This is a genomic window from Paraburkholderia sp. JHI2823 (assembly GCF_038900695.1).
In the GTDB taxonomy this organism is placed as follows: domain Bacteria; phylum Pseudomonadota; class Gammaproteobacteria; order Burkholderiales; family Burkholderiaceae; genus Paraburkholderia; species Paraburkholderia mimosarum.
In genome coordinates this window covers 1-14,131 of the sequence record NZ_JAYMRY010000016.1, presented here as the reverse complement: position 1 = coordinate 14,131, position 14,131 = coordinate 1, and the positions used below count along the sequence as shown (strand labels likewise).

The window sequence follows — 14,131 nt, the reverse complement described above, 5'->3', positions numbered from 1 at the left end:
AGACCTGAACCATGAGTACCACTGTTCACACCACGCCTGCATCAGGGCGCGCGGCCGCGGACACGCGCCGCGGCGCATTCGCTCGCTTCTTCTCGCGCTTCGTGCCTTCGGGCCGCACTGCCGTGATCGGCGTGCCGTTCGTGTGGCTCACGCTGTTCTTCGCGCTGCCGTTCGTGCTCGTGCTGAAGATCAGCTTCGCCGACCAGGTGATGGGCATTCCGCCCTACTCGAACCTGGTCCAGATGAAGGACGGCGTAGTGCACTTCGCGCTGCAGCTCGGCCACTATGCGTTCCTGCTTCAGGACAGCCTCTATATCGCCACCTATATCAGCTCGCTGAAGATGGCGGCGGTTTCGACGATCTTCTGCCTGCTGATCGGCTACCCCATCGCTTACTACATCGCGCGTTCGAACCCGGCCACGCGCAACCTGCTCATGATGGGCGTGATGCTGCCGTTCTGGACGTCGTTCCTGATCCGCGTCTATGCGTGGATCGGCATTCTCAAAGACGACGGCCTGCTCAATCACGCGCTCATCGCCATCGGGCTCCTCCACGCTCCGCTGCGGCTTTATCACAGCGACGCGGGCGTCTACATCGGCATGGTGTATTCGTATTTGCCCTTCATGGTGATGCCGCTCTACGCGCACCTCGTGAAGATGGACCTCACGCTGCTGGAGGCCGCATACGACCTGGGCGCCAGGCCCTGGGTCGCGTTCACGCAGATCACCTTGCCGCTCTCGAAGAACGGAATCATCGCAGGCAGCCTGCTCGTCTTCATTCCGGCAGTCGGCGAGTACGTGATTCCCGAACTGCTCGGCGGCGCGGACACGCTCATGATCGGCCGCGTGATGTGGGACGAGTTCTTCAACAACATGGACTGGCCAATGGCCTCGGCCGTCACCGTTGCGATGGTGCTGCTGCTGCTCGTGCCGATGGCGATCTTTCAGTACTACCAGGTCAAGGAACTGGAGGAAGGCAAATGATCAAGCCCAACCGTACGCTTTCCACCGGCGTTCTCAGCCTCGGGTTCCTGTTCCTCTATATCCCGATCATCAGCCTCGTCGTGTACTCGTTCAACGAGTCGAAGCTCGTCACGGTGTGGTCTGGCTTCTCGCTGAAGTGGTACGCGGCGCTGCTCCGGGACGACGAGCTGCTCAGTGCCGCGTGGCTCTCGCTGAAGATCGGCCTGATGACGGCCTTCGCCTCGGTCGTGATCGGCACATGGGCCGGCTTCGTGCTCGCGCGCTTCGGGCGCTTTCGCGGATTCACGCTTTACACCGCCATGATCAATGCGCCCCTCGTCATTCCCGAGGTCATTCAGGGCATCTCGCTGCTGCTGCTCTTCGTCGCGCTCGAGCAGATGCTCGGCTGGCCCAAAGGGCGCGGCATCGTGACGATCTGGATCGGCCACGTGATGCTGTGCGTCTCCTATGTCGCCATCATCGTGCAGTCGCGCGTGAAGGAGATGAACAAGTCGCTCGAGGAGGCCGCGCTCGATCTCGGCGCGACGCCGCTCAAGGTGTTCTTCGTCATCACGCTCCCGCTCATCTCGCAGGCGCTGCTTTCGGGTTGGCTGCTCTCGTTCACGCTCTCGATCGACGACCTCGTGCTGTCCGCGTTCCTTTCCGGGCCGGGCTCGACCACGCTGCCGCTCGTCGTGTTCTCGCGCGTGCGCCTAGGTCTGAATCCGGAGATGAACGCGCTCGCCACGCTCTTCATCAGCGCGGTGACGATCGGCGTGATCGTGGTGAACCAGTTGATGTCGGCGCGCGAGAAACGACGCATGCGCGATATGCAGCTCGCCTTCGTCCAGCCCGAGGCCGCCGAAGTCATCAAACCGGCCGCCCCTGCGGGCGCCGTGGGCACGCCCATCGGCCGGCGCGCTGTCTGATGAGGATTGCGTAACAACGAGGGGCGGCGCGCGGCCGCCCGCCGTCCCTTAGCCGCACTTGAAGTAACTGCAATAACGACCAACAAGGAGAATTTCAATGAAGAAGAAGTTAATCTGTCTGCTGGTGGCCGGGGCGCTGCCGGGGCTCGCGCTCGCGGACTCGACCAGCGAACAGATCAAGGCCCTGCAGGCGCAGTTGAATGCGCTGCAAAAAGAGGTGAAATCGCTCAGGAACGAACTGGCCGAATCGAAGGCTTCGGCACGACCTTCCGCGAAGACCGCCGCGGCGGCGCCCACGGTACCGGCAACGGCAGCGGCGCCGGTCGTCGATATCACCTCGCCCGACTACGGCAAGGCGCCGGCGAATCTGACCAACGATCAGGTCGAAGCGATGAAGCAGCAGATCGCGAGCCAGCAGCTCAAGGTCGATTCGCTCACCGACGCGGCCACGACCGGCCCGCTCGCGGGCCTGTCGATCACCGGCTACATCGACCCGACGTATATCTACAACCGCGCGCCGGGCACCTCGTCGTTCCTGTTCGCGAACCATACCGGTGCGTACAACTACTTCAACAGCACGTTCGGCGATGTCTATCTGGACATCAAGAAGACCTTTGGCGTAGGCCCGATGGCGCCTTCGGCCGAAATCACGCTCATGCCCAACCGCGGCAACGGCATCACGCTGCTGCAGAACGAGCATGGCCAGATCGGCAGCAACATCCTGAACACGGCTGTCGTCACCGTGCCGGTCACGCCCACGGGCACCTTCGTCGCCGGTCTCATGCCGAGCTTCGGCGGCTATGAAGTGCAGCAGTCCAACCAGATGCTCACACTCACGCACAACCTGCTCTATGACTTCTCGGATCCGGGCAGCTATGTGGGTGTCGGCTGGAACTACTCGCCGGGCGGCCAGTGGGCCTTCAAGTTCATGATCGCCAACGAGCAGTACCGCACCAATGGCGCGGTCGTGCAAACGGGCCAGAACGCACTGGGCGACCCGATCACCACGAGCAACAAGATTCCGACCTTCACGGCGCGCGCGGATTACACGTGGTCCAGCGCGCTCGATATCGGCGGTTCGTTCAACATCGGCCGCCAGACGCTGCCGAGCGCGTTCAATTCGACTACGGGCCAGGCCGTATACGGCGTGGGCGGCCAGGCATCGAGCTCGGGTGGCTACTTCTTCTTCGGCGAAGTCGACGCGAGCTACACGCTCGCGGACATCCAGTACAACGCCGAAGTCGATTACGGCCAGCAGCAGCACGCGGCGTTCAACGGCGGCAATGCACAGTGGTACGGCTTCTCGCTGCTCGCGCACCGCAAGTTCAATGCGCCGGTGGTGGGCCGCATGGGCGCGACCGTACGCTACGACCTGCTCGCCAACAGCAAGAACGGCGGCGGCGGCGGCGGCATCGTGCTCAACTCGAACGGCATGGATACGTCCAACGGTTTCGGCATTGGTGCGGACTGCCTGACGAACTCGAAGGCGGGCGGCGGCTTCGGCTTCGAGTGCAAGGGCGCGACGCGTCAGGACGTGGCGCTCGACCTGCTGTTCTTCCCGACGCAGCAAATCATCGTGAAGATGGAATATCGTCACGACTGGGCGACGCAGCGCGTATTCCTCCACAACGACGGCTCGTACGGCAAGAGCAACGACTTGTTCGGCGCGCAGTTCATCTACTCGTTCTGATGGAGCCAGGACGGGCGGCGGCCATCGGGTCGTCGCCCGTCTTTTTTTGTACCTTTTCCTATGCTCAAATTCGCCAATCAACCGCATGCGCCCTCGTGGTACGCGGCGAGCGTCAACGACACGACGGCCCACCCCATGCTGGAAGGCGCCATTGAAGCCGATGTCTGCGTGATCGGCGCGGGCCTCACGGGGGTTTCCGCTGCGCTCAATCTTGCCGAACGCGGCTACCGCGTCGCACTCGTGGAAGCCTCGCGAGTCGGATGGGCCGCGAGCGGGCGCAATGGCGGGCAGTTGATCGGCGGCTTTGCCTGCGATATCGATACGTTCGCGCAGTTCATGCCCGAAGCCGAAGTCCGGCAGATCTGGAACATGGGCCTCGAAACGCTCGATATCGTGAAACGGCGCGTCAAGCAGCACGGCATCGATTGTTCGCTCACGCCAGGCTATTTCACCGCCGCGAACAAGGCGCGCGACGTGGATGCGCTTAAGCGCTGGCGCGATGAAGCGGCGCAGCGCTTCGGCTACGACCGTTTCCAGTACGTGGATGGCGATGGCGTCGGGCGCTATGTGCAGTCGTCGCGCTATCGGGGCGGCCTCTACGATCCCGATAGCGGGCATCTGCATCCGCTCAATTACACGCTCGGCCTCGCGCGCGCCGCCGTCGAAGCCGGCGTGCGCATATTCGAAAACAGCCCCGTCACGCGCCTGCGCGACGAAAGCGGCACCCACGTGGTCGAAACCGAACGCGGCAACGTACGCGCGAAATTCGTTGTGCTCGCATGCAATACGTACCTCGGCAACCTCGCACCCGCTCTCGCGCGCAAAATCATGCCCGTTGGCACCTACGTGATCGCCACCGAAAAGCTGGGCGCCGATCGCATGAAGGCCCTCATGCCCGCCCAGGCCGCCGTATGCGACAGCCGCTTCGTGCTCGACTACTTCCGGCCCGCGCCGGACACACGCCTGCTGTGGGGCGGCAAAGTGAGCTATTCGACATTCGCGCCGCCGAATCTGGGCGAAGCCATGCGCCGCGACATGCTCAAAACGTTTCCGCAACTCGCCGATGTAAAGGTGGAGTACGCATGGGGCGGCTACGTGGACATCACGATGAACCGTGCGCCGCACTTCGGCCGCCTCTCGCCCACCGTGTATTTCGCGCAGGGCTTCTCGGGTCACGGCGTGAACACCACGGGACTCGCGGGTACGCTGATCGCCGAAGCCATTCACGGCCAGGCCGCGCGCTTCGACCTGTTCGGCAAGATCCGCCACCGCGATTTCCCGGGCGGCGCTACACTTCGAACCCCTGCCCTCGTGCTCGCGATGGCGTGGTACCGAATGAAGGACCTGCTCTGATGACACTCGACCTCGACGCCCAGGCGAACGCACTCGCCCGCGACTCGTACTACGAAGCCACTGCCACGCGCCCCGCCGCTGACGACCCCGTTCTCGAAGGCGCGCTCGACGCCGACGTCTGCGTGATCGGCGCGGGCTTCGCCGGGCTTTCGGTCGCGCTGGAGTGCCGCGCGCGTGGTCTCTCCGTCGTGGTGCTCGACGCGCATCGCCCGGGTTGGGGCGCTTCGGGCCGCAACGGTGGCCAAACGCTCGTGGGCTTCGCAAAAGACGAAGTGCTTGAAAAGCAGCTCGGCTCGCAGGGCATACGCGCCGCGTGGGCGCTCTCCGTCGAAGGCGTGAACCTCGTGCGCGAGCGCATTGCACGGTACGGCATCGATTGCGATTTCACGCCCGGTTTTCTGACCGTCGCGACCAAAGCGAAGCGCGTTCCCGATTTGCGCGCGTGGATGGACGCAGCACGCACGCGCTGGGGCTACGACCGCCTCGAATGGCTCGATACCGACGCCACGCGCGCACGCGTGGCCTCGCAGCGCTATATCGCAGGCGTTCATGATCCCGTTTCCGGGCATCTGCATCCGCTCAAGTACTGTCTTGGCCTCGCCGCTGCCGCGCGCCGCGAAGGCGCGCAACTGTTCGCGCATACCCGCGCGCTCGAGGTCGTGCGCGGCGCGCGGCCCGTCGTGAAGACCGCACGCGGCGAAGTGCGCTGCCGCTTCGTCGTGGCCTGCTGCAACGCCGCGCCGGGCGGCGTGCTGCCTGCCGACGTGGCCGCACGCATCGCGCCCATCGCCTCGTACATCATCGCCACCGAGCCGCTGGGGCGCGAACTGGCAAACTCGTTGATCGCACAACGTTCTGCCGTGTGCGACAACAACTTCTTTCTCGACTACTTCCGCGTTTCGGCAGACGACCGGATGCTGTTCGGCGGCCGCGCCGATTCGACGGGCGCGGCGCCCGCGCGACTCACGGCGGCCATGCAGACGCGTATGAGCGATACGTTCCCGCAGCTCGCGGCGGCGCGCGTGGAATACGCATGGGGCGGCTTTGTCGACGTCACGCGCAATCGCGCGCCGGACTTCGGCGCGATCGACGCGAATTATTACTACGTGCAAGGCTTTTCCGGGCACGGCGTCGCGCTAACCGGCATTGCGGGGCGCCTCGTTGCACAGGCGATCGTGGGTGAGCGCGCTTCATTCGATCTGTTCGCGCGCCTGCAACACGCGCGCTTCCCCGGCGGCCCCGCGTGGCGGCGCCCCGCACTCGAAATCGGCATGCTCTATCACCGCGTGATGGAGATGTTCTGAAGCGGCGCGCCCTGCACGTTGTCCCTCGCTGTTATACCCTTGCGAAAGTCCGCCGCCCTCGCGCGGCGCACGAGCTTCCCCTGCTTCATTCGCTTTTTCGCCAGGAGCAACAGCAATGGATTACGTCAGATTCGGCTCGACGGGGCTGCAGGTTTCGCGTCTTTGCCTCGGTTGCATGACCTACGGCGTGCCCGAGCGCGGCACGCACCCGTGGACGCTCGGCGAGGACGCCAGCCGACCGCTCATCCGCCAGGCGCTCGACGCCGGCATCAACTTTTTCGACACCGCAAACACCTATTCGGACGGCACTTCCGAAGAGATCGTTGGGCGGGCGCTGCGCGACTTCGTCAAGCGGGACGACATCGTGCTCGCAACGAAGGTCTACAACCGCATGCGGCCGGGCCCGAACGGTCAGGGGCTTTCGCGCAAGGCCATCCTCACGGAAATCGACCATAGCCTCAAGCGCCTCGGCACCGATTATGTCGATCTTTATCAGATCCATCGGTGGGACTACAACACGCCCATCGAAGAGACGCTCGAAGCGCTGCACGATGTCGTGAAGGCGGGCAAGGCGCGTTACATCGGCGCTTCGTCCATGTATGCGTGGCAGTTCGGCAAGGCGCTCTACACCGCGCGTCTGCACGGATGGACCGAATTCGTGAGCATGCAGAACCATGTGAATCTGCTCTATCGCGAGGAGGAGCGCGAAATGCTGCCGCTGTGCGCCGATCGGGGCATCGCCGTGATGCCGTGGAGCCCGCTCGCCCGTGGCCGCCTCACGCGCGACTGGAGCGAAACGAGCGAGCGCGAAGCCACCGACAAGTTCGGCAAGACGCTCTATGGCGCCGATGCTGACAAAGCCATTATCGATGCGGTCGCAACGATCGCGCGTGCGCGCAACGTCTCGCGCGCGCAGGTCGCGCTCGCCTGGTTGCTGCAAAAGCCCGGCATCACCTCGCCGATCATCGGCGCATCAAAACCCCATCATCTCGAAGACGCCGTCGCGGCGCTCTCCCTGACGCTCACCGACGAAGAGGTCGAGGCGCTCGAAGCACCCTACTTGCCGCACGTGATCGCCGGGCATCAATGACGCGTCATCGAGAGGCCGGCAAACGCTCGCGCACGATTTGCGCGAGCGTCTGGATGAGCGTGTCGGCCACGCGCGGCGGCGTCTCCGCATAGCCGAGCAGGAAGCCGTTGTAGCGCGCCGCATCGGGGGCATCGAGGCAGTACGCGCTCAGCGGCGAAAGCTGGAGGCCATGCGCACGCGCGGCTTCGCTCACTTCGACGTCGGCGAGCGGCGCGTCGAGGCGCACGCTCAGGTGCATGCCGCCCGCGTCGGCCGAGACCGTCATCATGCCCGCGAGATGCTTGTCGATGGCCGCGACGAGGCCGTCGCGGCGCTCTTCGTAGAGTTTGCGCATGCGCCGCAAATGGCGCGAGTAGCGCCCGCTTTCGATGAAATCGGCCAGCGCCAGTTGCTCCGCCACGCGCCCCTGGCGCACGAGCGTGAGGTGGGCCTGCGCGAACGGCGCGACCACGCGCTGAGGCACGATCATGAAGCCGATGCGCAGGGCCGGAAAGAGCGTTTTGCTGAAGGTGCCGAGATAGATCACGGGGGCGTCGTCGGCGAGGCCCTGGATCGACGGCAACGGCGGCCCGTCGTGGCGCAGTTCGCTGTCGTAGTCGTCCTCGATGATCCACGCCCCGCACGCGCGTGCCTGCTCGATGAGCGCGAGCCGCCTTTCGAGACTCAGCACGCAGCCAAGCGGATACTGGTGCGACGGCGTGAGATAGACGAGGCGCGGCGGCCGCTCGCGCCAGTCCTCGGGGCGCGCGGCCATGCCCGCTGCGTCCACGCTCATCGGCACGAGTTGCAGGCCCGCGGCTGCGAAGGACACGCGCGCGCCGAGGTAGCCGGGATTTTCGATCCATGCACGCTCGCCCTCGTCCGCAAAGATTCGGGCGCAGAGATCGAGGCTCGCCTGCGTGCCGTCCGTGACGAACACCTGCTCGGGCTGGCAGCGCACGCCGCGCGAAACTCGCACATATTGCGCGATCGCCTGGCGCAGCGCGGGCATACCCGCGCTGTCGCCGTAGCCGAGATCGTGCGCGCGCAACTCGCGCAGCGCGCGCTCGACCGCGCTGCGCCACTGCGCGTACGGAAACTGGTCGAGCGCGGGCACGCCGGGGCGCAGCGCTCTTGCGCCATCGCGGTTCGCGCGACGCGGCGGAAGTTCGCGCACGCGGCGCGCGAGTAGAGGCGTGCCGGGGTGAGGCGGCGCGGTTTGCGCGGGTGTTGCCGTGCCGCCCGCGTTGACGGCATTGACGACCGAACCGTGACGCGTAGCGCTGACAAACCCCTCTTCCACGAGCCGCTCGTACGCATACAGCACGGAGTTGCGGGCAATGCCGAGCTGCTCCGCAAGCGCGCGGCTCGAGGCGAGGCGCGTACCTCGGCCAATGTCGCCGTCGAGAATCGACCGGCGCAGGCTCTCGTAAAGCAAGTCCTGCTGCGTGAGCTTGCGCACGGCGCGCTTCGCATAGGCCGCCATCATCAATGCATAGTCCAACCCGTGGCTCCATCAATTGCGGTTTCGGTGGGACTAACAATGGTGCCACAAGTCGCTTACGCTTTGAGGCTTGACGATGCCTGAAAGGAGACCAACCATGACCGACACGACGCTTCACGTGCGCGCCGTCGCCCGCGACGATTTCGACGCATGGCTGCCGCTGTGGAACGGCTACAACCGCTTTTATGGGCGCTTTGGCGAGACGGCACTGCCGGAGCACATCACGCGCACGACATGGTCGCGCTTTTTCGACGGCTACGAGCCAATGCACGCGTTCATCGCCGTGCGCGGGGAGCGCGTGCTCGGCCTCGTGCACTTCATCTATCACCGCAACACGATCATGGAAGGGCCGATCTGCTATCTGCAGGATCTCTTCACCGTGGAAGACGCGCGCGGCCAGGGCGTGGGCCGCGCGCTGATCGAGGCCGTGTATGCGCACGCGAAAGACTCGAACGCGTCGCGCGTGTACTGGCACACGCACGAAACGAACCACACGGCCATGCGCCTTTACGACGACGTGGCGAACAAGCCCGGCTTCGTCATGTATCGCAAGGACATATGAAGCGCCTCAGGCGAGGTCCTTGAGCAGCGACGCGCGCACCTCGCCGTCGAGGGTCTGCGTCGGCACGCGGTAGTGCGGATGATCGCAGCCTATCGCCAACGCGGCGCCTTCGCGCAGCCGCGTCTTCATTTGCGGCGTGAGTTCGAAGCGCACGAAATGCACCGCCGAAGTCTTTTCGGCGTTCTCGCGTTCGAGATCTTCGTCGGCGATCGCATACACGGGCGGTTCGCCCTCCACCTGAACGAACACCCTGTCCTCGATGCCGATGAGCCGCGCGAGCGCCGCGCGCCGCTCGATTTCGCTCTCGTATTCGAGCTGCATGGTCGCCTTCAGGTTGCTGCCGTCCGGCACGAGCGGCAAGTACGCCGCAAGCTCGCCCTGAATGCCGTCTTCATCGAAAATCTTTTCGATGTGCAGCATCTCCTGGATCTGGTAGCGAATCGTGGTCTCGTCCTCGAACAGGAACGTGAGGTGGTTGCCGAGCGAAACCACGCGCTGCTTCTTGTGCTCGATGATGCGTTTGCGCATGTCGCCTCGCACCCTGGCATAGGCTTCCAGCGTCAACAGCGAATTTCTGGCGATCGTCATGAGTCGTGCCTCGTGTCCGTTGCATGATGGCGGCGCCGCTCAAATGCCATAGGCGCGGCGCAGCAACGTGATGGGGTGAGCGAGCGGCGGCTCGCCAAGCTGGTTTTCCTCGATGCCCTGCGCGATATGATGGCCCGCGAGCTGGCAGTCCGACGAGATGAAGTCGGGCGCGGCCTGGCCCATCTGCTTGAACACAGGCGTGCCGATCTTCATCGACATTGCGTGGAATTCCTTCTTCACGCCGAACGTGCCCGCATGGCCCGAGCAGCGCTCGACCACGGTCACTTTCGTTTCGGGCACGAGCGAGAGCAGGTCGAAGGTCTTGCGGCCGATGTTCTGCACGCGCGCGTGACAAGGCACGTGATACGACACGTTGCCGAGCGGCGCGCGGAAGTCGGTCTTGAGCAAGCCATCGCGATGACGCGCCACGAGATACTCGAAGGGATCCCAGAACGCATCGCTCACGGCTTTCGTGTTGGCGTCGTCGGGGAACATGAGCGGCAGTTCGTGCTTGTACATGAGCACGCAGCTCGGCACCGCGCCGATCAGCGCATAGCCTTCGCGCGCGTAGCGAGCGAGCATCGGCATGTTCTGCGCCTGCTTGTGCGCCACGCCCTCCAGGTTCCCTTGCTCCAGCAGCGGCATGCCGCAGCACCATTCGCTCTTCACCAGCTCATAGGGAATCTCGTTGTGGTCGAGCACCGCGAGCAGGTCGTGGCCGATGCCCGGCTCGTTGAAATTCACATAGCAGGTCGCGTAGATCGCGACCTTGCCCGGCGTGCGCTCGCCGTCGCGCACCTCGCTCGCGGTCGCGCGTTTTGCAACGTTACGGAACTTGTGTGCGGCGAAGTCGGGCAGCCACGCCTTGCGATCGACGCCCAGCATGTCCTCCATGGCGCCGCGCATCGCCTTCGTGTGATTGATCGCGTTCACCGTTTGCGTGACGACGGGAATGCCGGCGAGCTGGCCCAGCGCATCGGTGTTCGAGAGCACGCGGTCGCGCAGCTTCACTTCGCCCTTGCGATAGTGCACGGCCTTGGCGCGCAGCATGAGATGCGGAAAATCTACGTTCCACGGGTGCGGCGGCACGTAGGGACACTTCGTCATATAGCAGAGATCGCACAGATAGCACTGGTCGACGACCTTGCCGTACAACGATTTGTCGACGTCGTGCGCTTCGCCGGTGTCGGTCTCGTCGACGAGATCGAAGAGCGCCGGAAACGCGCCGCATAACGACACGCAGCGCCTGCAGCCCGCGCAGATGTCGAATACGCGCGCAAGCTCGGTGTCGAGCTGCGCCTGATCGTAGAACGCGTCCGAGCGCCAGTCGAGCGGATGGCGGGTGGGCGCTTCGAGACTGCCTTCCTTGTGGGGCATGACGTCTCCTTCTTCTAGTTATCGGCTGGGCGCGCGCGAACGCGCGCCGGATCCTGCCCGGCACGCGAAAAAAAGCGCGCGTGGTGCACGCGTGCCGAGCCGGGGCACGCAGCGATGCTCAGTCCGCCAGCACTTCCAGCGCTTTCGTATAGCGGTTGGCGTGGCTGCGCTCAGCCTTCGCGAGCGTCTCGAACCAGTTCGCGATCTCGTCGAATCCTTCCTCGCGCGCCGCCTTGGCCATACCGGGGTACATGTCCGTATATTCGTGCGTTTCGCCCGCAATCGCCGCCTGCAGATTCTGGCGCGAGGTGCCGATCGGCAGTCCGGTTGCCGGGTCGCCTACCGCCTCCAGATATTCGAGGTGGCCGTGCGCGTGGCCGGTTTCGCCTTCAGCGGTCGAGCGAAACAGCGCCGCGACATCGTTCTGCCCTTCTACGTCGGCCTTCGCTGCGAAATACAGATAACGGCGGTTGGCCTGCGATTCGCCGGCGAATGCATCCTTGAGGTTCTGTTCCGTCTTCGAGCCCTTTAGCTGTGCCATCTGTTCCTCCGTCTTTCGACCTGATATTGGGGACGCGACGCAATTCGCCTTCGTGCGCTGCAGAACGGAGGGCGAGTCCGCCGCACTATTAATCTAGATTGTGGCCTCTGTCTTCCCAATTGTGATTTTCAATCCGGTCGATAGTGTCACCGGGTTTACGCGGGCATCAGCGAGGGCGCTCCGGGCATGCGCCGTGCGCGCGACGATCTGCCCCGCGCGAACTGCTTTGCGCGCCCGCAGACTCGTTCTAGACTTGGGAATGCCGACGCGCCCGTTCAATCTTTACGGAGATGCCATGCGACTTACGATCCTGATCAACGGTTCCGATCCGACCGTCAATCATGACTATGCAGTGCTCTGGCTCGACACCGATCAGCAACGCTGGTCCCGCGAGTCCCATGAAGGGATCGACCTGCCGGAATGGGGGGAATTACGCGACGTGAATGGTGTCACGTCGCTGTGTGCGCCGCTCGAGAACGAGCCGCTGTGCACGCTGCGCGGGCTGCATGTGAACCGCCGCCAGGAAATCAGTTCCGCGCACGGCGACGCGACCTGGTCGTGTGAAGCATCGCACTCGCCAATGGAGGGCCAGTGGCGCCTCCAGGCCGTGGACCGCCAGCAGGTCCACGCCGAACATGCGCTTTTTGCAGGCTGAGTCGCTACAGGCGTCTCGACCGATTGACTGATTGAATGCAGGCGGCATCGTTCGCCGTCTCGCTCCTCGCGCAGCAACGCAATGCTGCCGCGCTCATTGCATCTGGTTGTGCGTCCGCTCTGACGTGACGCGCGCTCGCGCCCGCCCATGAGGCGGGCGCGCGTTTTTTTGCGCCACGCGTTTCGCGCACGTCATCACGGCCGCTATACTTTCAGGCCGCCTGATCCCACCCCGGTCCTGTCAGTTCCCCGATGAAGAAGCTGTTTGTCTCGCTGATTTCCTCCCTGATGCTCGCAGCTGCGAGCCATGCCTCGGCCGCGCCTGCCTGTTCGCAATTCGTGCCCGACGGTCAATTCCCGACGCTCACGAACCCGCGCATGGCGCCGAAAACGCGCGTGCTCTGTTATTCGGATTTCGTCGTGCTGCATTCGGGCATCACGCACGGGCCGCTGTGGTCGGCCGAGCATCTCACGCGCGATCACCTCGAAGCCGCAAAGGACATGACGCGCACGAACCGCTTCTTCGAAGACGACCGCCTGCCCGAAGGCGAAGGCGCGACGCTCGCGGACTACAAGCGCAGCGGCTTCGACCGCGGTCACATGAGCCCCGCGGGCAATCGCTGGAATGCGCAGGCGATGGCGGAATCGTTTTCACTCGCGAACATCGTTCCGCAGAATCGCGACAACAACCAGCGTCTTTGGGCCCATATCGAAACCGCGGTGCGCAAGCTCGCGACGAAATATGGCGAGGCCTGGGTCGTGACCGGCCCGCTCTTCACGGGTGCTCAACTCCAGACGATCGGAGCCACGCGCGTGCTCGTGCCCACGCGGATCTTCAAGGTCGTGTACGTGCCTTCGCAGCAGCTCGCGTTCGCCATCGTCGCGGACAACGCGGCCGTCGATCGCTATGAAGTACGCTCGGTGCGCGACCTCGAGGCGCAGAGTGGTATTGCGTTCCCCGGTATTCCGGCGGAGGCGGCATCAAAGGAGAAAGTGTCGTTCAACGGCCGCAGCTTCGCTGTAAGCCGGTGGGGCTGGTAAAGAGCCGGGCGCACGAACGCCTGGCGCGCTAGTTATCGAGCCGCGAGACCGGTCGGCGCAAGCCGGGTTCATGGCGCGCCCTGCGCTCGCGACGAGCCACGCGGCCAGGGCGAGCGAGCCGCCTGCGAGAAATTCCCTTCTCTTCATCGGCTTCGGCATCCTTCCTGATTCCTGCTACAGCTTCGGCAGCCAGGCAAGCGGATCGACAGGCTTGCCGTTCTCCCGCACTTCGAATATGAGGGCGGAAATGCCCGCGCCATCGGTGCCGCTCATGGCGATCGGCTGGCCCTGCTTCACCGGGTCGCCTTGCTTGACGAGCAGCTTGCCGTTGTGGCCATACGCCGTGACGAGATTCGCGCCGTGTTTCACGACGACGAGCTTGCCGTAGGACTTCATGCCGCTCCCGGCATAGACCACGCGCCCCGCCGCCGCCGCTCTCACCTGCTGGTCCGCCGGACCCGCGATCACCACGCCCTTCGATTTCCCCTTGAAAGATTGCGCGACGCTGCCTTCGATCGGCCAGACGAACGGGGGCTTGGCGCGGGCGGGGGCGGGGG

At 64.5% G+C, this 14,131-nt stretch carries 14 protein-coding genes; 9 read left to right on the top strand and 5 right to left on the bottom strand.

What is annotated here, in order from left to right:
* The first annotated feature begins 11 nt into the window (after positions 1-11).
* From VSR34_RS18530 to VSR34_RS18505, 6 genes are all read left to right on the top strand, one after another.
* Positions 12-983 (top strand): ABC transporter permease subunit, encoded by a 972-nt coding sequence (locus VSR34_RS18530; protein WP_028209805.1) that lies wholly within the window; start codon positions 12-14, stop codon positions 981-983.
* On the top strand, positions 980-1,891 hold the full coding sequence (locus VSR34_RS18525) for an ABC transporter permease subunit (RefSeq protein WP_028231305.1): 912 nt from the start codon (positions 980-982) through the stop codon (positions 1,889-1,891). The genes VSR34_RS18530 and VSR34_RS18525 overlap by 4 nt, the downstream gene beginning before the upstream one ends.
* A gap of 97 nt (positions 1,892-1,988) precedes the next feature.
* Positions 1,989-3,581, top strand: coding sequence for a DUF3138 family protein (locus VSR34_RS18520; RefSeq protein ID WP_028209807.1), 1,593 nt, complete (start codon positions 1,989-1,991; stop codon positions 3,579-3,581).
* Between the two features lie 60 nt (positions 3,582-3,641).
* Positions 3,642-4,934: an FAD-binding oxidoreductase gene (locus tag VSR34_RS18515; RefSeq protein WP_028231304.1), complete on the top strand. Its 1,293-nt coding sequence runs from the start codon at positions 3,642-3,644 to the stop codon at positions 4,932-4,934.
* On the top strand, positions 4,934-6,238 hold the full coding sequence (locus VSR34_RS18510) for an FAD-dependent oxidoreductase (RefSeq protein ID WP_342963168.1): 1,305 nt from the start codon (positions 4,934-4,936) through the stop codon (positions 6,236-6,238). The genes VSR34_RS18515 and VSR34_RS18510 overlap by 1 nt, the downstream gene beginning before the upstream one ends.
* Before the next feature lie 115 nt (positions 6,239-6,353).
* Positions 6,354-7,328 carry an aldo/keto reductase gene (locus VSR34_RS18505; RefSeq protein WP_028209810.1) on the top strand — a complete coding sequence of 325 codons (975 nt, stop codon included), beginning with the start codon at positions 6,354-6,356 and terminating at the stop codon, positions 7,326-7,328.
* 4 nt (positions 7,329-7,332) lie between these two features.
* Here the strand turns inward: VSR34_RS18505 and VSR34_RS18500 are convergent, their stop codons facing one another.
* Entirely contained in the window at positions 7,333-8,811 is a 1,479-nt protein-coding gene (locus tag VSR34_RS18500; protein WP_342963167.1) for a PLP-dependent aminotransferase family protein, read from the bottom strand.
* 97 nt (positions 8,812-8,908) lie between these two features.
* Here VSR34_RS18500 and VSR34_RS18495 point away from each other — a divergent pair, with 97 nt between their 5' ends.
* A complete protein-coding gene (locus VSR34_RS18495; protein ID WP_028231301.1) occupies positions 8,909-9,373 on the top strand; it encodes a GNAT family N-acetyltransferase in 465 nt (154 codons plus the stop codon).
* A 6-nt stretch (positions 9,374-9,379) separates the two neighbouring features.
* Here the strand turns inward: VSR34_RS18495 and VSR34_RS18490 are convergent, their stop codons facing one another.
* The 3 genes from VSR34_RS18490 to VSR34_RS18480 form a co-directional block, all read right to left on the bottom strand.
* Positions 9,380-9,961, bottom strand: coding sequence for a DUF3501 family protein (locus VSR34_RS18490; RefSeq protein ID WP_028209813.1), 582 nt, complete (start codon positions 9,959-9,961; stop codon positions 9,380-9,382).
* A 39-nt stretch (positions 9,962-10,000) separates the two neighbouring features.
* Complete coding sequence (locus VSR34_RS18485) at positions 10,001-11,338, bottom strand: heterodisulfide reductase-related iron-sulfur binding cluster (RefSeq protein WP_028209814.1); 1,338 nt, start codon at positions 11,336-11,338, stop codon at positions 10,001-10,003.
* Between the two features lie 118 nt (positions 11,339-11,456).
* Positions 11,457-11,879 carry a rubrerythrin family protein gene (locus tag VSR34_RS18480; protein ID WP_028209815.1) on the bottom strand — a complete coding sequence of 141 codons (423 nt, stop codon included), beginning with the start codon at positions 11,877-11,879 and terminating at the stop codon, positions 11,457-11,459.
* 295 nt (positions 11,880-12,174) lie between these two features.
* On the opposite strand from VSR34_RS18480, the gene VSR34_RS18475 reads away from it, so the two are divergent.
* The gene (locus tag VSR34_RS18475; RefSeq protein ID WP_028209816.1) at positions 12,175-12,534 is read left to right on the top strand and encodes a DUF3564 domain-containing protein; all 360 of its coding nucleotides are present in this window, start codon (positions 12,175-12,177) and stop codon (positions 12,532-12,534) included.
* Positions 12,535-12,785: 251 nt separating this feature from the next.
* Complete coding sequence (locus tag VSR34_RS18470; RefSeq protein ID WP_028209817.1) at positions 12,786-13,574, top strand: DNA/RNA non-specific endonuclease; 789 nt, start codon at positions 12,786-12,788, stop codon at positions 13,572-13,574.
* Positions 13,575-13,748: 174 nt separating this feature from the next.
* Here VSR34_RS18470 and VSR34_RS18465 read toward each other — a convergent pair.
* Positions 13,749-14,131 (bottom strand): peptidoglycan DD-metalloendopeptidase family protein (locus tag VSR34_RS18465; RefSeq protein WP_342963166.1); only part of this gene is annotated, 383 nt, incomplete at its 5' end.